The following is a 21,041-nucleotide window of genomic DNA, read 5'->3' as shown; positions in this document are numbered from 1 at the left end:
GGAAAAGCCGGTGCGCGGCACACTGCGCGGGGCTAATCTGACAGCGCTGTTGTATTTCGCGGAAGGACGCGCTGATGGCCGGGCTGTACCCCGAGATCGAACCGTACGAACACGGCATGCTCGACGTCGGCGACGGGCACGAAATCTACTGGGAGACCTGCGGGAACCCGGACGGCAAGCCCGCGCTCGTCGTGCACGGCGGGCCCGGCTCCGGCTGCTCGGCGAACGTCCGCCGGTTCTTCGACCCGGCGCGCTACCGGATCGTGCTGGCCGACCAGCGCGGCTGCGGCCGCAGCACCCCACACGCCGGCGCCCCGGTCGCCGACCTCTCCGCCAACACCACCGACCACCTGGTCGCGGACTTCGAACGGCTCCGCACCCACCTCGGCATCGGGAAGTGGCTGCTGTTCGGCGGCTCCTGGGGCTCGGTCCTCAGCCTGACCTACGCGCTGCGCCACCCCGGCCGGGTCAGCGAAATCGTCCTGATGGGCCTGGCGACCGACCGGTACGTCGAGATCGAGATGCTCGTCCGCGGCCTCGGCGCCTACTTCCCCGAGGGCTTCGCGAAGTTCCGCGAAGGGGTGCCGGAAAGTGAACGCGACGGTGACCTTTCGGCGGCCTACCACCGCCTCCTGATGGACCCGGACCCCGCGGTGCACCACCGGGCCGCGAAGGGCTGGTGCGCCTGGGAAGACGCGATGCTCCCGGGCGTCCCCCCGCACGACGACTTCGAGGACCCGGCCTACCGGCTCTGCTTCGCCCGGCTCGTCTCGCACTACTTCAGCAACCGCGCGTTCCTCGAAGACGGCGAAATCCTGCGCCGGGCCGGCGAGCTCGCCGGCATCCCGGCGGTGCTCGCGCAGGGGGTGCTGGACACGAACAACCTCGTCGGCACGCCCTGGCTGCTGCACCACGCCTGGCCGGGCAGCGAACTGGTGCTGCTGGACGACGTCGGGCACACGGTGTCGGCCGCGTCGATGCAGGAGATCCTGACCGGCGCGACCGACCGGTTCGCGCTCAGGGGATGAGCAGGCCCGGCTCGCCTTCCGGGGCGAGCGCGGCTTCGGCGCGCCGGGTCCGGTTGGCCTCGGCCAGCCGCAGCCCGGTGACGCGCAGGGGGAGGCGGTCCATGTTCCACTCCGCCAGCAGCAGCGCCACCTTCGCCTGCATTTCCGTGCGCAGCCGCAGGAACGAGTCGGCCGGGTCCGCGCCGACCTCGCCCAGCAGCAGCCACCACGCCCAGGCGGCCGCGCCGGCGTTGGCGACGAAGTCGGGCACGACCGCGACCCCGCGGGCCGACAGCGCCGCCTCCGCTTCCGGTGTGGTCGCCGCGTTCGCCGCTTCGACGACCACCTTGGCCTTGACCGCGCTCTCGTTGTCCGGCCGCAGCGCGTAGGAGATCGCCGCCGGCACGAAGATGTCCGCGTCGACGCCGACGATCGTCTCGCGCGGCAGGGACCGGACGCCGCCGGGCAGCCGGGACCGGTCGACCTCGCCGAAGCGGTCACGCAGGTCCAGCAGCGCCGGGACGTCGAGGCCGGCCGGGTCGTACAGCGTGCCCGCCGCGTCGGCCGCCGCGACCACCTTCATCCCGGCCTCGTGCAGGTACCAGGCGGCGCCGCCGCCCATGGTGCCGATGCCCTGGATCGCCACCGTCGTCTCGCGCACGTCCCAGTCCCAGGCCGCCGCGACGCCCAGGCACGCCTGCGCCACGCCGTAGCCGCCGACGACGTCGCCGAGCAGCAACCCGCCCGGCACCGGCGCGTTGAGCCCGGCCTGCACGCGGCGCAGGGTGCGTGCCGGGTCGGCCGAACGGCGGATCGCCGCGTGGTACGACTGCTCCAGCCCGAGCTCGGCGAACACCGAGTCGATGAGGTGCTGCGGCACGCCGAGGTCCTCGGCGGTCACCCAGTGCGCGTCCAGCCACGGCCGCAGGAACGCGCAGAAGCGCTTCAGGACGTCGAACGCGCGCGGGTCCTTCGGGGCGAAGTCGAGGCCGCCCTTGGCCCCGCCGACCGGCAGGTTGAAGGTGGCGGTCTTGTTCGCCATGCCCCGGGCGAGGTCCTCGACCTCGGACATCGTGCAGCCCGCCCGCATCCGGGTGCCGCCGGTGGCGACGCCGGAGACCAGGCTGTGCACGACCAGGTAGCCGTTCGCGCCGGTGACGGGGTCGGTCCAGGTGAGCCGCATCAGCGGCGGGGCGGGAGTCATCGGGCCACTCACCTCCAGGAAAGTCCGGGGCGGCCTCGTGACCGCCATCACGAGCGTGCGCCCCCGCCCGGCCGCCCGTCCATTTAACGAACCTGCACGATCTCGTTTAGGTTTGGTTCATGGAGCTTTCGTTGCACCGCTTGCGGATGCTGCGCGAGCTGCACCGCCGGGGCACCGTGACGGCGGCAGCCGCGGCGCTGCACTACACCGCTTCGGCGGTGTCGCAGCAGCTGGCGCAGCTGGAACGGGACGTCGGCGCGAAGCTGTTCGAACGGCTCGGCCGGCGCGTCCAGCTGACCGAACTCGGCACCCTGCTCACCGAGCACGCCGAGGAGATCCTGGGGTCGGTCGAACGCGCGACGCTCGCCCTGGAAGAGGCCCAGGAAGCCCGGACGGTCCGGCTGACCGCGGGGGTGTGGGCATCGGTCGCCTCGGGACTGCTGCCGACGGCCCTGACCGCGCTCGCCGGCGCGCACCCCGGCATCGAGGTCCGCACCCGCGAGCTGGCGCCGGAGGACACCGCCGAGGCGGTCCGCGACGGCCGTCTCGACCTGTCGTTCGTGATCGACTACTCCGACGCGCCGACCCCGTGGGACGCCGGGCTGGAGCGGGCCGTCGTGGCCGTCGAACGGCTGCACGCGGCGGTGCCGCGGGGGGCCGTGCCGTCCGGGTCGGCGTCCCTGGACGACCTCGCCGAGCACCCGTGGATCCTGGCCGGCGCGAAGTCGCACTTCGGCCGGGCGATGCGCACGGCCTGCCTGCGCCACGGCTTCACCCCGAAGATCAACCACGAGGTCGAAGAGCAGTCGACGGCGATGGCGATGGTCGGTGCCGGCCTGGGCATCACCCTCGTCTCCGACCTGGGCCTGCGCCTGCTGCGGCCGCCCGGGATCGACGTCGTCACGCTGACCACGCCGCTGCTGCGGACGGTGTCGATCGCCTACCGGCGCACCGCCTTCCGGCGGCCCGCGCTGCACCTCGTCATCGATGCCGTGCGGGCTTCGGCGGCCCAACTCGGACTGGGCACCGAACCGGCTTTGCCCTGATCAGAGACTTCTTACGGACTGGTGAACGCCTCCCGGTGCGCAGGATCCGCCCTGATTTTGTCGGACCCCGCGTGTAGCGTCCGAAGGCGAGAAGTTCCCCCTCACAAGGAACAGGAACGGACATGACTGAGATGTCCACGGTGCACGATTTCCCCGAGAAGTCGGGTAGTGCGTCGAACCGCACCGCGCGGGTCCTGGCGGACCGCGCGGCCGGGGAGGCGTACGTCGCATCGGTGTGCTTCAAGCACGGGCCACCCCGCCTGACCGGCGTGGAGCTGGAGTTCACCGTGCACCACGCCGGCGACCCGGCCAGATCCCTCGATCCCGACGTCCTCGCCGCGGCGCTGGGTCCGCACACCCCGCGGACGCTCCGCCCCGACAGCCCCGCCACCCCGCTCCCGGCCGGCTCACCCGTGAGCCTCGAACCCGGGGGCCAGGTCGAAATTTCCGCTCTTCCCCAGGCCTCGCTGCGTGAGCTCGACGCAGCCGTCACGGCCGACCTCCACCACCTGCGCGACCGGCTCGCCGCCCACGGCCTCGTCCTCGGCGAAACAGGCATCGACGCCCACCGCGCGCCCCGCCGGCTCCTGCACACCCCGCGGTACGCGGCCATGGAGCGGCGGTTCGCGGCCATCGGTCCCGGCGGCCCCACCATGATGTGCAGCACCGCGGGCCTGCAGGTCTGCCTCGACGCGGGGGAGCCCGAGCACTACGCCGCGCGGTGGGCGGCCGCGCACGCGATGGGCCCGCCGCTGCTCGCCCTGTTCGCCAACTCCCGGGTCCACGCCGGCCGCGACACCGGCCACGCGTCGGCCCGGTGGCTGGCGGTGCACGACACGGAAGCGCCCCGCTCGCGCACCGCGCGCGTGGCGGGCGATCCGGCCGCCGAGTGGGCCGGGCGGCTGATGGACGTCCCCTTGATGGTGCTGCCCCGCGGCGACCGCCCGTGGGACGCGCCGGAGGGGCTGACGTTCGCCGACTGGATCGACGGGCGGGGCGCGGCCGCGTTGCTGCCGAAGCCGACGGAGGCGGACCTCGACTACCACCTGACCACGATGTTCACCCCGGTCCGCCCGCAGGGGTACCTGGAGATCCGGTACCTCGACGCGCAGCCGCCGGACGAGTGGCTGGCTCCGGTCGCGCTCGTGTCGGCGCTGCTGGGCCGGCCGTCCACAGTGGACAAGGTGCGCGAACTCTGCGCACCGGTCGCGGACCGGTGGACCACCGCGGCGCGCCGCGGCCTGGCCGACCCGGAGCTGGCGGCCGTGGCGGCGGCACTGGCCGAAGTCGGGTGCGCCGAGCTGGGCGTGACCGGGCTGGCGGCGGAGTCGATCACCGGGATCAGCGAGAGCGTGCTGGGGCGCGCGGACCGATCGAGGAGCGAAGCATGAGCACGGAAGCACTGGGTGACCTGAACGCGCAGGACCTGCGCGCCCGGGCGGCCGAAGCACTGACCCGGGCGCGGGCGCGCAGCGTGGCGCTGACCGACGCCGTGGACGACGAGGACCTGGTCCGCCAGCATTCGAAGCTGATGTCGCCGCTGGTCTGGGACCTCGCGCACATCGGCGTCCAGGAAGAACTGTGGCTGGTCCGCGACGTCGGCGGCCGCGAGCCGCTGCGCCCGGACATCGACGACATCTACGACGCCTTCCAGCACGCCCGCGCCGACCGGCCGGAGCTGCCGCTGCTGGGCCCGGCCGAGGCGCGCGCGTACGTCAAGCAGGTCCGCGACAAGGCGTTCGATGTGCTGGAGCACGCGCCGATGGAAGGACGGCGGCTGACCGAGCAGGCGTTCGCCTTCGGCATGATCACCCAGCACGAGCAGCAGCACGACGAGACGATGCTGGCCACCCACCAGCTGCGCAAGGGCGACCCGGTGCTGCACGCGCCCGAGCCGCCGCCGGCGCGGTCCGGGACGCTGCCGCGGGAGGTCCTGGTCCCGGGCGGTGCCTTCACCATGGGCACGTCGGCCGAGCCGTGGGCGCTGGACAACGAGCGCCCGGCGCACGAGATCGCCGTCGACGCGTTCTGGATGGACACCGTGCCGGTGACGTGCGGCGCCTACGCCGGATTCCTCGACGGCGGCGGCTACGACGACGAGCAGTGGTGGAGCCCGGCGGGCTGGGCGTACCGGCAGGACCACGGCATCACCGCGCCGCGGTTCTGGAAGCGGGAGCAGGACGGCTGGTGGCGGACGCGCTTCGGCGTCTACGAGCGGATCCCCGCGGACGAGCCGGTCGTGCACGTTTCCTACCACGAGGCCGAGGCGTTCGCGGCCTGGGCCGGGCGGCGGCTGCCGACCGAGGCGGAGTGGGAGAAGGCCGCGCGGTTCGACCCGGCGACCGGCCGGTCGCGCCGGTTCCCCTGGGGCGACGAGGAACCGGGCGCCGAGCACGCCAACCTCGGCCAGCGGCACCTGCGCCCGGCGCCGGCGGGGGCGTACCCGGCCGGGGCGTCGCCGACCGGCGTGCACCAGCTGATCGGCGACGTCTGGGAGTGGACGAGCACCGATCTGCACGGCTACCCGGGCTTCGCGCCCTTCCCGTACCGCGAGTATTCGGAGGTCTTCTTCGGGCCCGAGTACAAGGTGCTGCGCGGTGGGTCGTTCGGCACCGACTCGGCGGCCATCCGGGGCACGTTCCGCAACTGGGACTACCCGATCCGGCGGCAGATCTTCGCCGGCTTCCGCACCGCCCGCGACGCGGCCCCCGGCGAGGTGGGGTAGGCGCATGTGCCGCCACATCGGCTACCTCGGCGAGCCGGTTTCGCCCGCCGAGGCGCTCTTCCGCGCCCCGCACGCCCTGCTGGTGCAGTCGTACGCGCCGGCGGACATGCGCGGCGGCGGTTCGGTCAACGCCGACGGGTTCGGGCTGGGCTGGTACCCCGGCCCGGGCTCGCCGCCGCTGCGCCACCGCCGTTCGACTCCACTGTGGACGGACGAGACGCTGCCGCCGCTGGCCGCGGCGGTGACCACCGGCGCGTTCGTCGCCGCGGTCCGCAACGGCACCACCGGCCTGCCGGTGACCGAGGCGGCCGCGGCGCCGTTCACCGCCGGGCCGTGGCTGTTCAGCCACAACGGCGTCGTCCGCGGCTACCCGGATTCCCTGGCCGAACTGGCCAAGACCCTGCCGGTCACCGAACTGCTGACCCTGGAAGCGCCGACGGACTCGGTGGTGCTCTGGGCGTTGCTGCGGGCCCGGCTGGCGACGGGCGAGGACCCGCTGACGGCGGTGGCGGCGCTGACCGCCGCGGTCGAGGCGGCCGCGCCCGGCTCCCGGCTCAACTTCCTGCTCACCGACGGCGCCACGCTGATCGGCACGACCTGGACGCACGCGCTGTCCGTGCTGGAAACCCCGGCCGGCGGTGTTGTGCCGGGGCGTCGCCCCGGGCCGGGGGCTCCGCCACCCGGAACCCCCGGAAGCAACGTGTGGCTGGCGTCCGAACCCTTCGACGGCGACCCGCGCTGGCGGCCCGTCCCCGACCACCACGCCGTGCGCGCCACCGCGGCCGGCGTCGACCTGCTTCCCCTGACCCAGGAGCTCACATGACCGAAGTCGATCTCGACCACCACCGCTCCGGCGACGCCGTCACCGCGGAACTGCGCGCCGACGTCGCCGCCGGGCTCACCGCGGCGCAGAAGTGGCTGCCGCCCAAGTGGTTCTACGACGCCGACGGCAGCGAGCTGTTCGAGAAGATCACCCAGCTGCCGGAGTACTACCCGACCCGCAGCGAGCGCGAGGTGCTGGCCGCGCACGCCGCCGACGTCGCGAAGCTGACCGAGGCGCACACGCTCGTCGAGCTCGGCTCGGGGTCGAGCGAGAAGACCCGGCTGCTGCTCGACGCCCTCACCGGGCACGGCACGCTGGAGGCGTTCGTCCCCCTGGACGTGTCCGAATCGGCGCTGGCCGAGGCGGCCGAAGCGATTTCGCAGGACTACCCGGGCCTCGCCGTCCGCGGCGTCGTCGGCGACTTCACCCAGCACCTGGACCTGCTGCCGGACGGCCAGCCGCGGGTGGTGGCGTTCCTCGGCGGCACGATCGGCAACTTCCTGCCCGCCGAGCGCGCGACCTTCCTGCGCTCGGTCCGCGAGGTCCTGGACGAGGGGGAGTGGCTGCTCCTGGGCACCGACCTGGTCAAGGACGCCGCCATCCTCGAGCGCGCCTACGACGATGCCGCCGGCGTCACGGCCGAGTTCGACAAGAACGTGCTGCGGGTGATCAACGCCCGCCTCGGCGCGAACTTCGACCCCGACGAGTTCGACCACGTCTCGCACTGGGACGCGGAGAACGAGTGGATCGAGATGCGCCTGCGCGCCCGCCGGGACCTGACCGTCGAAATCCCCGGCGCCGACCTCACGGTGAGCTTCGCCGCGGGCGAGCACATCCGGACGGAGATCTCGGCCAAGTTCCGGCCGAGCGGCGTCGAGGCGGAGCTGGCCGCGGCCGGGTTCGCTCTCGAGCACTGGTGGACCGACTCCCAGCAGCGGTTCGGGGTGAGCCTGGCAAAATCCGTGCGTGGCTAATCCTCTCCGGGCCCTGGCCCGGGCCGCCGGCACGAAACCGTGGCTGATGCGCACGGCGCGCTTCGTCGTGTGGGCGGACCAGAAACTGCACAAGGCGTTCGGCGGCCGGGTGAGCCTCGTGGCGCTCGCCGGGCTGCCGTCGCTGCGCCTCACCACGACCGGCCGCAAGAGCGGGCTGCCGCGGAGCACCAACCTGCTCTACTACCCGCGCGGCGGCGACTTCGTGCTGACCGCGTCCAACTGGGGGCGCCCGAACGACCCGGCGTGGGCGCTGAACCTGCGCGCGCACCCGAAGTGCCAGGTCGCGCTGGCCGGCCGGCCGGTCGACGTCGTCGCGCGGGAGCTGCACGGCGAGGAGTACGACGCGATGTGGCGGGAGCTGCTCGCGTTCTGGCCGGGCTACGAGATGGAGCAGCGCGAGGCGGGCCGGCCGTTGCCGGTTTTCCTGCTCACCCGCCTGGCCGGGTAGGTTCCCACCATCCGTTCGGCCGGTGCCGGGATTCACCGCTTTGTGCCAGTCTCTCCCGGGTAACGCGCCGTGACGCCGTGACCGCGCGGCGGAGCGCGTGACCTAGGGAGGGACGTCTTGCCGAGATCCACACAGGGCCGGGTGCGGTCGTTCGCGCTGGTGGGGGCGCTCGTGGCCGGCGTCGGGCTGGCCGGGCTGGCCGGGACCGCCGCCGCGGCCGAGGACGCGGCGGTGAAGCCCGCCGTCGTCGGCGCGACCCCGGCCGTCGCCTGGGGCGCCTGCGCGAGCGAAGTCCTCGCCGGCGTACCCGCCGACCAGCTCGGGCTCTACAGCTGCGCGCGCTACCGCGTGCCGATCGACCACGACAACGCTTCGCTGGGCACCATCGACATCGCGCTGCTCAAGCGCGCGGCCCGCACGCCCGACAAGCGCGTCGGGTCGCTGTTCCTCAACCCTGGCGGCCCGGGCGGCCCCGGCCTGACGATGCCGATCGGTGGCCAGTACTACTTCCAGCCGCAGGTCCTCGACCGGTTCGACCTCATCGGCTTCGACCCGCGCGGGGTCGGCGACAGCAACCCCCTGCGCTGCTTCACCACCCAGGAGGACGCGGACGAGGTCTTCGGCGCCCAGGTCGGCGTGCCGCTGTCCCGGGCCGAAATCTCGACCACCCTGGCCGGCTACCGCGACTACGGCCGGTTCTGCAGGAACAACGCGGGTGCGCTGCTGAACCACATGTCCACCAAGGACGTCGTGCGCGACCTCGACACGCTGCGCGCGGCGGTCGGCGACCGGAAACTGACCTACGTCGGCTTCTCGTACGGGACGCTGATCGGCTCGACGTACACGTCGATGTTCCCGAAGCAGTCGCGGGCGATCGTGATCGACGGCAACGTCGACCCGGCGCTGCGCACCAGCGACGGCGTCGAGTACGACCGCGAGCGCGCGCAAGGCTTCGAAATCTCGCTGGACGGGTTCCTCAGGCGCTGCGACCAGGTGGGCGCGAAGTGCGCGTTCAGCGACGGCAACCCGCGCGCAAAGTTCGACGAACTGCGGGAGTACCTGCGCAAGCAGCCGATCACCCTGCCGGGTGCCCCTCCGCTGGACATCAGCAGGTTCACCGGCGGGGTGTCCAGCGCGCTGTATTCGCCGGCGCGGTTCGCCGCACTGGCTGCCGACCTGCAGAAGCTCTACACCGCGATCCACCCGGCGGGGGTGCAGGCCCAGGCCCTGCCGGCCGCGCAGCTGAGTGTGCTCGACTCGGGCAAGCAGGGGCTCGCCGACCAGAACCCGGACAGCCCGTACACCAGCGACGACTCGTACTTCGCCGTCAACTGCGCCGACAAGCCGTTCCGGATCCGGCAGGAGCAGGTGCCGGACATCGCCGCGCAGTGGGAGCGCGAGTCGCGCACCTTCGGCCGCTACCAGGCGTTCGCCGACACGGCGGCCTGCCCGGTGTGGCCGGCGAAGCGGCCGGACGCCTACCGCGGCCCGTGGCGGGCCAAGACGGACGTCCCGGTGGTCGTGGTGGGCAACTACTACGACCCGGCGACCCAGTACCGGTTCGCCCAGCGGATGGCGGCCGAGCTGGGCAACACCCGGCTGCTGTCGGTGGACGCGTTCGGCCACTGCATCCTCGGCGACGCGCTCGGCGTCGACCAGGCCGTGGCCGACTACCTGACCGACCTGAAGGTGCCGGCGAACGGCCAGGTGTTCCAGCCGAACGTCCAGCCCTTCTGAGTGTGAACCCGGTCCCGCGGCCCTTCCCCGGGCCGCGGGACCGGCTACCATGATCGGGTTGATCAGCCACGAGCAACGGAAGCGAGGTGAGCGGCACATGCCAGCGGACAGTCATCGGACGGCCGGGCGCGCGCTCACCGGGGGTTTCCCGCTGGGCTGAGTCCGGCCGCCCCCTGTCCGGCAGTGCGCGCACGCCGGAAAAGAGCCGGATCATGACCCTCTTCGAAATGCTGCTGCGCGTCGGCGCCGGGGTCGGCCTGGGTGCCGTCATCGGGGTCGAGCGCCAGTTCCGCGCCCGGATGGCCGGGTTGCGCACCAACGCCCTCGTCGCCGTCGGCGCGACGCTGTTCGTGCTGCTGTCCGCCCACGGCTTCGGTGGACTGGCCTCGAGCGGCGACGCCGACCCGACCCGGGTGGCCGCGCAGATCGTCTCCGGCATCGGGTTCCTCGGTGCCGGGGTCATCCTGCGCGACGGCCTCAACGTCCGCGGCCTCAACACCGCGGCGACGCTGTGGTGCTCGGCCGCGGTCGGCGCCCTCGCCGGAGCCGGCCTGTACCCGGTCGCGGCGGCCGGAACCGCCGTGGTGGTCGGGGTGAACGTGGTCCTGCGCCCGCTCGGCCGCGTCGTCGACCGCCGCCCGGACGCGGGCGACGAGACCCCGGCGCGCTACGAGTTCCAGGCGGTGACCCGCGACGAGGCCGAGGCCCACGTGCGGGCGCTGCTCGTCCAGGCGTTGACGCGCACGGACTTCCGGCTGTTGTCGGTACTGAGCACCGACCGCGAGAACCGCACGGTCGAGGTCCGCGCCGAGCTGATCGGCGACCAGCGCGACGACGCCCAGATGGAGGCGGCGGTGTCGCGGTTGTCGCTGGAGCCGTCGGTGTCGAGCGTGCGGTGGGTGGCCGTGCCGGCTTAGGCGAGGAATTCGTCGAGCAGTTCGCCGAACCGGGCGGGCTGCTCGGCGTTGACCTGGTGCCCGACGCCGTCGAGGGTGACCCGGCTCGCGTGCGGTGCTTCGCGCACGATCAGGTCCGCGATCGCGTGGATGTCGCCGGTGTCGAGCGCGCCGGTGACCACGAGGGTGCGCGCCCGCAGCTCGGCGGCGCGGGTGATCGCGGTCAGCTCCGCGCCGAGCGGGAAACTGCCGTGGCCCTTGCGCGCGTTGTCGGCCAGCAGCCGCCCGAAGCGGGCCCGGACGGCCGGGTCGACCTGATCAGGTGTCCGGTGCGGGCCGTCGACCAGCATCCGGAGGATGCACTCGAAGGCCCGCGGGTGGTCGCCCGCCGCGATGGCCTCGCCGGCCTGCCTTCGCTGCCCGAGGGTGAACGGGTCGCGCTCGACCATGCCGCTCAACCCGGGCGAGGTGAGCACCAGCCCGTCGACCCGGTCCGGGTGAACGATTGCGAAGTCGGCCGCCGTGCGGCTGCCGAGCGAGGAACCCACCAGCACCGCCGACTCGATCCGCAGCGCGTCGAGCAGCTGCCGAAGGTCGTCGTAGTGCGAAAACCCCGGCACCGGTCCCGGGGAATCACCGTGACCGCGGGCGTCGTACCGGACGACCCGGTGGCTCGCGGCGAACCGGTCCACCTGCTCGTCCCACACCTGCCGGCCGAAGCCGCCCGGGTGCAGGAACACCAGCGGCCGGCCGTGGCCGCGTTCCTCGTGGTGCAGCGGTTCCCCCATGCCACCACGGTACCGAAAGAAGAGGGCCTCCCCGAGCGGGGAGGCCCTCTTCGAACGCGGAAACCCTTACGCCTGCGTCATCTTCCGCAGCACGTACTGCAGGATGCCGCCGTTGCGGTAGTAGTCCGCTTCGCCCGGCGTGTCGATGCGGACGTCCGCGTCGAACTCCACCTTGGTTCCGTCCGCCTTGGTGGCCGTGACGTGCACCGTGCGCGGCGTCGTGCCCTCGTTCAGCGCCGTGATGCCCGCGATGTCGAACGTCTCCGTGCCGTCCAGGCCGAGCGACGAAGCCGACTCGCCCGCCGGGAACTGCAGCGGGATGACACCCATGCCGATCAGGTTCGACCGGTGGATGCGCTCGAACGACTCGGTGATCACCGCGCGGACGCCCAGCAGCGACGTGCCCTTGGCCGCCCAGTCTCGCGACGAACCCGAGCCGTACTCCTTGCCGCCCAGGACGACCAGCGGGGTGCCGGCCGCCGCGTAGTTCTGGGCCGCGTCGTAGATGAACGCCTGCGGGGCGCCCTCGACGGTGAAGTCGCGGGTGTAGCCGCCCTGCACGTCGTCGAGAAGCTGGTTGCGCAGCCGGATGTTCGCGAACGTGCCGCGGATCATCACCTCGTGGTTGCCGCGCCGGGAGCCGTAGGAGTTGAAGTCCTTCTTCTCCACGCCGTGCTCGGTCAGGTACTGCGCGGCCGGGGTGCCCGGCTTGATCGCGCCGGCGGGGGAGATGTGGTCGGTGGTGACCGAGTCGCCCAGCTTCGCCAGCACGCGCGCGCCGGTGATGTCGGTGACCGCCGCCGGCTCCGGCGTCATGCCCTCGAAGTACGGGGGCTTCCGCACGTAGGTGGACTCGAGGTCCCACTCGAAGGTCTTGCCCTCCGGGGTGGGCAGCGACTTCCAGCGCTCGCCGCCGTCGAAGACGTCGGCGTAGTCCTTGGTGAACATCTCCTGCGTGATCGCGTGGTCGATGGTCTCCTGGATCTCCTTGGCCGTCGGCCAGATGTCCTTGAGGAACACATCGTTGCCGTCGGTGTCCTGACCGAGCGGCTGGTTCGCGAAGTCGAAGTCCATCGTGCCGGCCAGCGCGTAGGCGATGACCAGCGGCGGGGACGCGAGGTAGTTCATCTTCACGTCGGGGTTGATCCGGCCTTCGAAGTTCCGGTTGCCCGAAAGCACCGAGACCGCGGTGAGGTCGTTCTCCTGGATGGCCGCGGAGATCTCGTCCGAGAGCGGGCCGGAGTTGCCGATGCAGGTGGTGCACCCGTAGCCGACCAGGTGGTAACCCAGCTTCTCCAGGTACGGCCAGAGGTTGGCCTTGGTGTAGTAGTCGGTGACGACCTGCGAGCCCGGCGCCATCGACGTCTTCACCCACGGCTTGACCGCGAGGCCCTTGTCCACGGCGTTGCGCGCGAGCAGCGCGGCGCCGAGCATGACCGACGGGTTGGACGTGTTGGTGCACGAGGTGATCGAGGCGATCACCACGGCGCCGTGGTCGAGGACGAACTCGCCGCGGTCCGGCGTCGAGACCTTGACCGGCTTGCTCGGGCGGCCCGACGCGCCGTTCGCGGCGGAGGAGGTGACCGGCGGGGCGTCGTCTTCGGCGAAGGACAGCGACGGCGCGTCACTGGCCGGGAAGGACTCCTCCGAAGCCTCGTCCATCTTGGTGTGCGGCGTGCCGTCCTCGCCCTCCACGTAGTCGTGGATCGACTTGCGGAACGACGACTTCGCGTCGGTCAGCTCGATGCGGTCCTGCGGGCGCTTCGGGCCGGCGATCGACGGGACGACCGTCGAAAGGTCCAGCTCGAGGTACTCGGAGTAGGCCGCCTCGCGCGACGGGTCGTGCCAGAGGCCCTGCTCCTTGGCGTACGCCTCGACCAGCGCGACCTGCTCGGCCGAGCGGCCGGTGAGCTTGAGGTAGCGGACGGTCTCGTCGTCGATCGGGAAGATCGCCGCGGTGGAGCCGAACTCCGGGCTCATGTTGCCGATGGTGGCGCGGTTGGCCAGCGGCACCTCGGCGACGCTCTCGCCGTAGAACTCGACGAACTTGCCGACGACGCCGTGGCGGCGCAGCATCTCGGTGATGGTCAGCACGACGTCGGTGGCGGTGACGCCGGCCGGGATCTCGCCGGTCAGCTTGAAGCCGACGACGCGCGGGATGAGCATCGACACCGGCTGGCCCAGCATGGCCGCCTCGGCCTCGATGCCGCCGACGCCCCAGCCCAGCACGCCCAGGCCGTTGACCATGGTGGTGTGCGAGTCGGTGCCGACGCAGGAGTCGGGGTAGGCCTGCCCGCCCCGGCTCATGACCGTGCGCGCGAGGTGCTCGATGTTGACCTGGTGCACGATGCCGGTGCCCGGCGGGACGACCTTGAACTCGTCGAAGGCGCCCTGGCCCCAGCGCAGGAACTGGTAGCGCTCGCGGTTGCGCTCGTACTCGATCTCGACGTTGCGCTCGAAGGCGTCCGGGCGGCCGAAGACGTCGATGATCACCGAGTGGTCGATGACCAGCTCGGCCGGGGCGAGCGGGTTCACCTTGTCCGGGTCGCCGCCCAGGTCGGTGACCGCTTCGCGCATGGTCGCGAGGTCGACGACGCACGGCACGCCGGTGAAGTCCTGCATGATCACGCGGGCGGGCGTGAACTGGATCTCGATCGACGGGTCGGCGTTCGGGTCCCACGAGCCGAGCGCGCGGATGTGGTCGGCGGTGATGTTCGCGCCGTCTTCGGTGCGCAGCAGGTTCTCGAGGAGGATCTTCAGGCTGTAGGGCAGCCGCTCGGCGCCCTCGACCTTGTTCAGGCGGAACACCTCGTACGAGGCGTCGCCGACCTTCAGCGTGTCTTTGGCGCCGAAGCTGTCCTTGCTGGCAGGTGCGGTCACGTCTAACTCCAGTGGCGTGGACTTCCGCGCCGGTGCGGCGGTCGAGTCCCGGGTCAGTTCGGTCGGGTTCGGTGGTGGCGAGTCTTGCGCACCCCCACCGTAGGACCGGATTCGGGATGGCACACCTCGCGGTGCCTCAAACAGTACGCGCGTCCTGTTTAACGGACAAGACGACACGCGGTGTGGGCTGCGCCATCTGATGCGGGGGTCCCTCAATGCGGGGAATTGGTGCCTACGTTGTGTAAGTTTCCGCTGATGCTTGTGATAGTGGTGTGACTGCAGTGACACGCGGTGTGCGCTGGTGAGCGGAGGTGGCGGTCGTGAGTGGACGGTGCGGAGGTCCGCGGGTGCCGGGCGTCCGCCGGGGACTCAGCGTGAGCACGCTCACGCTGGTGATCTTGTTCGGCGCCGGCGGCACGGGCCTCGCGGCGCCCCCGCCGCCGCCCAACCCGAGTGACTCCGAGATCCAGGCCGGCAAGGCCGACGCGAACGCGAAGGCCGGCGAGGTCGGCCGGCTGACCAACCAGCTGGCCCAGGCCGAGCAGAAGCTGTCGCAGCTGCAGGACGACGTCGAGCTCAAGCAGGAACAGGCCAACAAGGCCCTGGTGGACCTGCAGACCGCGCAGGACGCCGCGGCGCAGGCGGAGAACGACGCGAAGGCCGCGCGGACCGAGGCGGACGCCGCCGCGGCGGCCATCGAGAAGGCCCGCGGGGACCTCAAGACGTTCGCGGCGGCGAGCTTCCAGCAGGGCAGCACGGTCGGCTCCCTCTCGGCGTACCTCAGCGCGGACAGCCCGAAGGACATGCTCGCCCGCGCGCAGCTGCTCGACGCCGTCGGCGGCGACCGGCTCAACGCCCTCGACCGGCTCCAGCAGGCGCAGACCGAGAAGTCGAACAAGGACGCCGCCGCGCGCAAGGCCGCCGAAATCGCCCAGCAGAAGCAGGACGCCGCGCGCCAGGCCAAGAACAGCGCCGACGTCGCGCAGACCGCCGCCGTGCGGGCCCAGGACAGCCAGGCGGCGCAGAACACCCAGCTCGAGCAGAACAAGTCCGACGTCGAGCAGCAGCTCTACGCCGCCCAGGAGAAGGTCAGCGGCCTGCAGGGGCAGCGGCAGCGCTACCAGGACTGGCTGGCGCAGAAGCAGCGTGAGGACGAGGAACGCGCCCGGCAGGCCGCGCTGGCTTCGTCCGGCGGCGGACGTCCGTCGGGGGGAGCCGCGCCGTCGGGCCCGGCCGGCTCGTCGATCGAGGCGGTCATCGCGCGGGCGCTGTCGAAGCTCGGCATGCCGTACGCGTGGGGCGGCGGCAACGCGAGCGGCGCGACCCGCGGCATCCGCGACGGCGGCGTCGCCGACCGCTACGGCGACTACAACAAGATCGGCTTCGACTGCTCCGGCCTGATGATCTTCGCCTTCGCCGGGGTCCGCTCGCTGCCGCACTACAGCGGCTACCAGTACTCGTCGGGACGGCAGGTGCCGCTGTCCCAGATGCGCCGCGGCGACCTGCTGTTCTGGGGCGGCCCGGGCGGCATCCACCACGTGGCGCTCTACCTCGGCGGCGGGCAGATGGTCGAGGCGCCGCAGTCCGGCCTGCGGGTGCGGGTGGCCCCGGTGCGCTACGGCGGGATCATGCCGTACGCGACCCGCCTGGTCGGCTGAAAACCCGCTCGACGGCGACCCGGGGTCTTCGCCACGATCGGCCCGGTGGACGACGAACTGAACGCGCTGCGGCGCACCCGGATGCGCTGGAACACGCCGCTGTCCGAGCCGCACGCGGACCTGCTGCTCGACCGGATGGCCCTGGCCGGAGGGCGCCTCGTCGACCTGGGCTGCGGCTGGGGCGAGCTGCTGCTGCGGGCCCTCGACCGGGCCCCGGGCCTGCGCGGCACCGGCGTCGACACGGACGTGGCCGGCCTCGAACGCGGCCGGGCGGCGGCCGCGGCGCGGGGCTCGGCGGCGGAGTTCACCGAGGCGGACGCCGCGACCTGGGACGTCCCGGTCGAGCGGGCGTTCTGCATCGGCGCCGCCCACATCTTCGGCTCGGCGAAGGCCGCGCTCGAAGGGCTCGCCCGGGTGGTGCGGCCGTCCGGCCGGCTCCTGTACGGCGACGGCTTCTGGGCGGCGCCGCCCGGGGCCGCGGCGCTGGACATCTTCGGCCCGGACCTGCTGACGCTGCCGGACCTGCTCGACGCGGTGGCCGGCGCCGGCTGGCGCGTGCTGCACCTGAGCACCGCGGACCAGCTGGAGTGGGACGACTTCGAGTCGACTTCGCGGGCGGGCTGGGCGGAGTGGCTGGCGGCGCACCCGGCCGACCCGCGGGCGGAGCGGGTCGGGGAGTGGCTGGACCGGCGGCTGCGGGAGTACGTCCGGGACTACCGGGGCGTGCTGGGCTTCACGTACCTCGTGCTGGGCCGCTGAGGCCGGGCCCGGCCGGGCGCGTCGGGCGGGGACTTCACCTACGTCGTGCCGGGCCGCTAGATTCCCCGGATGCGCTACGCGGGGATCGTGGTGGCCGGAGGCTCGGCCCGCCGGCTGTCCGGTGTGGACAAACCGGCCCTGTCGGTGGGCGGCAAGCCGTTGCTCGCGCGCGCGATCCACGCCCTGGAGGGTGCGGAACGGGTGATCGCGGTCGGCCCGCGGCGGCCGGGCTTCGAGGTCGTGTGGACCCGCGAGCCGGTGCCGGGCACCGGCCCGGTGGCCGCGCTGGCCGCGGGCCTGGCGTTCGTCCCCGACGACGTCGAGGCGGTGGTGGTGCTGGCGGCGGACCTCCCGGGCGTCCGCCGCTCCACAGTGGACAGGCTGGTGACGGCGATCGCCGACGGCGACGGCGCGGTCCTGGTCGACGCGGCGGGCAAAAGGCAGTGGCTGCTGGGCGCATGGCGGCTCCCGGCCCTGCGCGCGGCGCTGCCGGACGACGTGGAAAACGCGGCGCTGCGCCGGGTGCTGGGCGGGCTGGCGGTGGCGGAGATCCCGGCGGAGCGGGGCGAAGCGGACGACATCGACACGCCGGAGGACCTCGAGCGGCACCGCTGAACGACGCCGGGTGGGTGCCGGCGGCGGCGCGAGGAGCCTGGGTGAGGTGCGCCGGTGGCCGGGCGGTCGCCGGGAGCCTGAGGGGCGCTGGGCGGGCCGGTTGCGAGCGGGCGCCGGCGGCGCGCGAGGAGCCTGGGCGGCGCTGGATGGGGTGGCGACCAGCTCGGCGAGCCTGACCCGGGTCACCGGCGCATCCGCGCTCGGCCGCGCCGCCCTGTCGGGTCGAGCTTCACAGGTGCCACACCACTGACCGTGTTGGCTGATCGTGGGCCGGGTGCGTGGTGTCCGCGTGCCGGATGCGACGGACGACCGGGGGCGCAGTACGGTCGCACCGCGTGATCACCGTCGCGGGGGCGGCGCACGACTTTGGAGGAGGCAGAGTGACCGAGCCCGGCTACGCCGAGGGCGGGAACGGGCAGCAGCCCGCGACGCCGGCGCGGGACGCCCAGTTGCTGGAGCGGACCGTGTTCGAGGTCAAGCGGATCATCGTCGGCCAGGACCGGCTGGTCGAGCGGATGCTGGTCGGCCTGCTGGCCAAGGGCCACCTGCTGCTCGAAGGCGTGCCCGGCGTGGCGAAGACCCTCGCCGTGGAGACGTTCGCCCGCGTTGTCGGCGGCTCGTTCTCGCGCGTGCAGTTCACCCCCGACCTGGTGCCCGCCGACATCCTCGGCACCCGGATCTACCGCCAGGGCGCCGAGCGCTTCGACGTCGAGCTCGGCCCGGTCGTGGCGAACTTCGTGCTCGCCGACGAGATCAACCGCGCGCCGGCCAAGGTCCAGTCGGCGATGCTCGAGGTGATGGCCGAGCGGCACGTGTCGATCGGCGGCCAGACGTTCCCGATGCCCGACCCGTTCCTCGTGCTCGCCACGCAGAACCCGATCGAGAACGAGGGCGTGTACCCGCTGCCGGAAGCCCAGCGCGACCGGTTCCTGTTCAAGATCCTCGTCGAGTACCCCTCCGCCGAGGAGGAGCGCGAGATCATCTACCGGATGGGCGTCACCCCGCCCACCCCGCACGAGGTGCTCAGCCCGGGCGAGCTGGTCCGGCTGCAGGGCGTCGCGTCGCAGGTGTTCGTGCACCACGCGCTGGTCGACTACGTCGTGCGGCTGGTGCTGACCACCCGCACGCCGAACGACCACGGCCTCGCCGACGTCGCCGGCTGGGTCTCCTACGGCGCTTCGCCGCGCGCGAGCCTTGGCATCATCGCCGCCGCGCGGGCGCTGGCCCTGGTCCGCGGCCGCGACTACGTGCTGCCGCAGGACGTCGTCGACGTCGTCCCCGACGTGCTGCGCCACCGGCTCGTGCTGTCCTACGACGCGCTGGCCGACGGCGTGCCGATCGACCACATCATCACGCGCGTGCTGCAGACCGTGCCGCTGCCGCAGGTCTCGGCCCGGCCGCAGGGCGGGGCCGGCCAGGGCGGCCCGGTCCCGGCGGGCGCGCCGGTCAGGTAACCCGGCGATGGCGAAGAACGCGAAGGGCGAGCGCCCTTCCTGGGCGCCGCCGGTCCTGCGCGGCGACCGGATGGAGGCCGGGCTCCGCACGCTGGAGCTCGACGTCCGCCGCCGGCTCGACGGGCTGCTGCAGGGCAACCACCTCGGCCTGGTGCCGGGGCCGGGGTCCGAGCCCGGGGAAGCGCGCCCGTACCAGCCCGGCGACGACGTGCGCCGGATGGACTGGGCGGTCACCGCCCGCACCACGACCCCGCACATCCGCGAGACCGTGGCCGACCGCGAGCTGGAGACGTGGGTCGTCGCCGACCTTTCGGCGAGCCTCGACTTCGGCACCGCGCTCTGCGAGAAGCGCGACCTGGTGGTCTGCGCGGTCGCGGCGGTCGCGCACCTCACCGGAGGCGGCGGCAACCGGATCGGCGCGCTGATCTCCAACGGCGCCGACACCACCCGCATCCCGGCCCGCGGCGGCCTCGCGCACGCCCGGGGGCTGGTCCGCAAGCTCGCCGAGACGCCGCGCGCGCCCGAGGGAACCCGGGGCGACTTCGCCCAGGCCCTCGAAGCGCTGCGGCGCCCGCCGCGCCGGCGTGGCCTGGCCGTGGTGATCTCCGATTTCCTGGGCGACGAGTCCTGGGAGCGGCCGCTGCGGGCGCTGGGCGGGCGCCACGAACTGATCGCGATCGAAGTCCTCGACCCGCGCGACGTCGACCTGCCCGAGGTGGGCACCGTCGTGCTGGCCGACCCGGAGACAGGGAAACAGCGCGAAGTGCACGCTTCGGCCTTGCTGCGCAAGGAGTTCGGGGCCGCGGCCCACGCCCACCGGCAGAAGGTGGCGGCCGGCCTGCGGCGCGCGGGTGCGGCCCACCTGACGCTGCGCACCGACGCCGACTGGATCGCCGACATGGTGCGGTTCGTCGTCGCCCGCAAGCGCCGCTGGTCGGGGGGTGTCGCGTGAGGGAGCCTGCGACCGGACCCTTCGACACAGCACTGCCGGCTCAGGCGGCACCGAGCGTCAGCGAGGTGCGCGCATGAGCTTGACGGGGTTCGCGTCGCCCTGGTGGTTCCTGCTGCTGATCGCGGTCGCCGCGGTCGCCATCGGGTACGTGCTCGCCCAGCGGGCGCGCCGGAAGCGGACCATGCGGTTCGCGAACCTGGAGCTCCTGGAGAAGGTCGCGCCGAAGAGCCAGGGCTGGATCCGGCACCTGCCGGCGGTGCTGATCGTGCTGTCCCTGCTGCTGCTCACGGTGGCGCTGTCCGGGCCGACCGCCGAGCAGAAGGTGCCGCGCAACCGGGCGACCGTGATGCTGGTGATCGACGTGTCGCTGTCGATGGAGGCCACCGACGTCCTCCCGACGCGGCTGCAGGCGGCCCAGGAAGCGGCGACGAGCTTCGCGCGGAACATGACACCGGGGATCAACCTGGGCCTGATCTCGTTCGCGGGCACGGCGACGGTGCTGGTCAACCCGACCACCGACCGCAACGGCGTGATCAAGGCGATCGAGAACCTGAAGCTGGCGCAGTCGACGGCGACCGGCGAGGGCATCTTCGCGGCACTGCAGTCGGTGGAGAGCTTTTCGAGCGTCGTCGGCGGGGCCGACGGGCCGCCGCCCGCGCGGATCGTGCTGATGTCCGACGGAAAGCAGACCGTGCCTGAGGACCTGTACGCGGCGCGCGGTGGGTACACCGCGGCGCAGGCGGCGAAGCAGGCCGGCGTGCCGATCTCGTCGATCTCCTTCGGCACCACCCACGGGTCGGTCGACATCGACGGCAAGCCCCAGCCGGTGAGCGTGGACGACGAGTCCCTGCGCGAAATCGCCCGGCTCTCGGGCGGCGACTTCTACAAGGCGGCGAGCGCCGAGGAGCTGAAGAAGGTCTACGCGGACCTGGGCGAGCAGATCGGCTACGAGCTGAAGGACGCCGACGCGAGCAAGCCGTGGGTCGTGGTCGGCACGCTGATCCTCATGCTGGGCGCGGCGGCCAGCCTGTTCTTCGGGCAGAGACTCCCGTGA

Annotated in this window: 18 protein-coding genes; 15 read left to right on the top strand and 3 right to left on the bottom strand. The window is 72.8% G+C overall.

Going from position 1 to position 21,041, the window contains the following annotated elements; translation table 11 throughout:
• Positions 1-74: 74 nt before the first annotated feature.
• Positions 75-1,028, top strand: coding sequence for a prolyl aminopeptidase (pip, locus tag C2L59_RS30150; protein ID WP_103352898.1), 954 nt, complete (start codon positions 75-77; stop codon positions 1,026-1,028).
• Here pip and C2L59_RS30145 read toward each other — a convergent pair.
• Positions 1,018-2,211: a Glu/Leu/Phe/Val dehydrogenase dimerization domain-containing protein gene (locus tag C2L59_RS30145; RefSeq protein WP_103352897.1), complete on the bottom strand. Its 1,194-nt coding sequence runs from the start codon at positions 2,209-2,211 to the stop codon at positions 1,018-1,020. The genes pip and C2L59_RS30145 overlap by 11 nt on opposite strands.
• Positions 2,212-2,330: 119 nt before the next feature.
• Here C2L59_RS30145 and C2L59_RS30140 point away from each other — a divergent pair, with 119 nt between their 5' ends.
• The 8 genes from C2L59_RS30140 (at position 2,331) to C2L59_RS30105 (ending at position 10,902) form a co-directional block, all read left to right on the top strand.
• On the top strand, positions 2,331-3,257 hold the full coding sequence (locus C2L59_RS30140) for a LysR family transcriptional regulator (RefSeq protein WP_103352896.1): 927 nt from the start codon (positions 2,331-2,333) through the stop codon (positions 3,255-3,257).
• A 131-nt stretch (positions 3,258-3,388) separates the two neighbouring features.
• The gene (locus C2L59_RS30135; RefSeq protein WP_103352895.1) at positions 3,389-4,648 is read left to right on the top strand and encodes a glutamate-cysteine ligase family protein; all 1,260 of its coding nucleotides are present in this window, start codon (positions 3,389-3,391) and stop codon (positions 4,646-4,648) included.
• Positions 4,645-5,982 (top strand): ergothioneine biosynthesis protein EgtB, encoded by a 1,338-nt coding sequence (gene egtB, locus C2L59_RS30130; protein WP_103352894.1) that lies wholly within the window; start codon positions 4,645-4,647, stop codon positions 5,980-5,982. Before C2L59_RS30135 ends, egtB begins: the two co-directional genes overlap by 4 nt.
• 4 nt (positions 5,983-5,986) lie before the next feature.
• The gene (gene egtC / locus C2L59_RS30125; protein WP_103352893.1) at positions 5,987-6,805 is read left to right on the top strand and encodes an ergothioneine biosynthesis protein EgtC; all 819 of its coding nucleotides are present in this window, start codon (positions 5,987-5,989) and stop codon (positions 6,803-6,805) included.
• Positions 6,802-7,779, top strand: a complete 978-nt coding sequence (gene egtD / locus C2L59_RS30120; protein ID WP_103352892.1) for an L-histidine N(alpha)-methyltransferase — start codon at positions 6,802-6,804, stop codon at positions 7,777-7,779. Before egtC ends, egtD begins: the two co-directional genes overlap by 4 nt.
• Positions 7,780-7,825: 46 nt before the next feature.
• Positions 7,826-8,248 (top strand): nitroreductase family deazaflavin-dependent oxidoreductase, encoded by a 423-nt coding sequence (locus tag C2L59_RS30115; RefSeq protein ID WP_103352891.1) that lies wholly within the window; start codon positions 7,826-7,828, stop codon positions 8,246-8,248.
• Between the two features lie 141 nt (positions 8,249-8,389).
• Positions 8,390-9,985, top strand: a complete 1,596-nt coding sequence (locus C2L59_RS30110; protein ID WP_103352890.1) for an alpha/beta hydrolase — start codon at positions 8,390-8,392, stop codon at positions 9,983-9,985.
• 212 nt (positions 9,986-10,197) lie between these two features.
• Entirely contained in the window at positions 10,198-10,902 is a 705-nt protein-coding gene (locus C2L59_RS30105; RefSeq protein WP_103352889.1) for an MgtC/SapB family protein, read from the top strand.
• Here the strand turns inward: C2L59_RS30105 and C2L59_RS30100 are convergent.
• Both C2L59_RS30100 and C2L59_RS30095 read right to left on the bottom strand, forming a co-directional pair.
• Positions 10,899-11,669: an alpha/beta fold hydrolase gene (locus C2L59_RS30100; protein ID WP_103352888.1), complete on the bottom strand. Its 771-nt coding sequence runs from the start codon at positions 11,667-11,669 to the stop codon at positions 10,899-10,901. The genes C2L59_RS30105 and C2L59_RS30100 overlap by 4 nt on opposite strands.
• Before the next feature lie 66 nt (positions 11,670-11,735).
• Complete coding sequence (locus C2L59_RS30095; RefSeq protein WP_103352887.1) at positions 11,736-14,549, bottom strand: aconitate hydratase; 2,814 nt, start codon at positions 14,547-14,549, stop codon at positions 11,736-11,738.
• Positions 14,550-14,896: 347 nt separating this feature from the next.
• Here C2L59_RS30095 and C2L59_RS30090 point away from each other — a divergent pair, with 347 nt between their 5' ends.
• The 6 genes from C2L59_RS30090 (at position 14,897) to C2L59_RS30065 (ending at position 21,041) form a co-directional block, all read left to right on the top strand.
• Positions 14,897-16,207, top strand: coding sequence for a C40 family peptidase (locus C2L59_RS30090; RefSeq protein ID WP_103352886.1), 1,311 nt, complete (start codon positions 14,897-14,899; stop codon positions 16,205-16,207).
• 45 nt (positions 16,208-16,252) lie between these two features.
• Positions 16,253-16,966 (top strand): class I SAM-dependent methyltransferase, encoded by a 714-nt coding sequence (locus C2L59_RS30085; protein ID WP_103352885.1) that lies wholly within the window; start codon positions 16,253-16,255, stop codon positions 16,964-16,966.
• A gap of 69 nt (positions 16,967-17,035) precedes the next feature.
• Positions 17,036-17,581 (top strand): molybdenum cofactor guanylyltransferase, encoded by a 546-nt coding sequence (locus C2L59_RS30080; RefSeq protein ID WP_103352884.1) that lies wholly within the window; start codon positions 17,036-17,038, stop codon positions 17,579-17,581.
• A 380-nt stretch (positions 17,582-17,961) separates the two neighbouring features.
• A complete protein-coding gene (locus C2L59_RS30075; RefSeq protein ID WP_103352883.1) occupies positions 17,962-19,035 on the top strand; it encodes a MoxR family ATPase in 1,074 nt (357 codons plus the stop codon).
• A 7-nt stretch (positions 19,036-19,042) separates the two neighbouring features.
• Complete coding sequence (locus C2L59_RS30070; RefSeq protein ID WP_103352882.1) at positions 19,043-19,987, top strand: DUF58 domain-containing protein; 945 nt, start codon at positions 19,043-19,045, stop codon at positions 19,985-19,987.
• 73 nt (positions 19,988-20,060) lie between these two features.
• The gene (locus C2L59_RS30065) at positions 20,061-21,041 is read left to right on the top strand and encodes a VWA domain-containing protein (RefSeq protein ID WP_103352881.1); all 981 of its coding nucleotides are present in this window, start codon (positions 20,061-20,063) and stop codon (positions 21,039-21,041) included.

Origin of the sequence: Amycolatopsis sp. CA-128772, from assembly GCF_002904295.1 — a bacterium.
In the GTDB taxonomy this organism is placed as follows: Bacteria; Actinomycetota; Actinomycetes; order Mycobacteriales; family Pseudonocardiaceae; genus Amycolatopsis.
The sequence above is the reverse complement of the archived record's forward strand: the minus strand, read 5'-3'. Positions and strand labels throughout refer to the sequence as shown.

Bases quoted from the DNA above. Each gene is read 5' to 3' on its own strand.
- C2L59_RS30065 (WP_103352881.1), top strand. From the start codon at position 20,061: ATGAGCTTGACGGGGTTCGCGTCGCCCTGGTGGTTCCTGCTGCTGATC.
- pip (WP_103352898.1), top strand. From the start codon at position 75: ATGGCCGGGCTGTACCCCGAGATCGAACCGTACGAACACGGCATGCTC.
- C2L59_RS30135 (WP_103352895.1), top strand. From the start codon at position 3,389: ATGTCCACGGTGCACGATTTCCCCGAGAAGTCGGGTAGTGCGTCGAAC.
- C2L59_RS30140 (WP_103352896.1), top strand. From the start codon at position 2,331: ATGGAGCTTTCGTTGCACCGCTTGCGGATGCTGCGCGAGCTGCACCGC.
- egtD (WP_103352892.1), top strand. From the start codon at position 6,802: ATGACCGAAGTCGATCTCGACCACCACCGCTCCGGCGACGCCGTCACC.
- C2L59_RS30105 (WP_103352889.1), top strand. From the start codon at position 10,198: ATGACCCTCTTCGAAATGCTGCTGCGCGTCGGCGCCGGGGTCGGCCTG.
- C2L59_RS30070 (WP_103352882.1), top strand. From the start codon at position 19,043: ATGGCGAAGAACGCGAAGGGCGAGCGCCCTTCCTGGGCGCCGCCGGTC.
- C2L59_RS30115 (WP_103352891.1), top strand. From the start codon at position 7,826: ATGCGCACGGCGCGCTTCGTCGTGTGGGCGGACCAGAAACTGCACAAG.
- egtC (WP_103352893.1), top strand. From the start codon at position 5,987: ATGTGCCGCCACATCGGCTACCTCGGCGAGCCGGTTTCGCCCGCCGAG.
- egtB (WP_103352894.1), top strand. From the start codon at position 4,645: ATGAGCACGGAAGCACTGGGTGACCTGAACGCGCAGGACCTGCGCGCC.
- C2L59_RS30145 (WP_103352897.1), bottom strand. From the start codon at position 2,211: ATGACTCCCGCCCCGCCGCTGATGCGGCTCACCTGGACCGACCCCGTC.
- C2L59_RS30100 (WP_103352888.1), bottom strand. From the start codon at position 11,669: ATGGGGGAACCGCTGCACCACGAGGAACGCGGCCACGGCCGGCCGCTG.
- C2L59_RS30080 (WP_103352884.1), top strand. From the start codon at position 17,036: ATGCGCTACGCGGGGATCGTGGTGGCCGGAGGCTCGGCCCGCCGGCTG.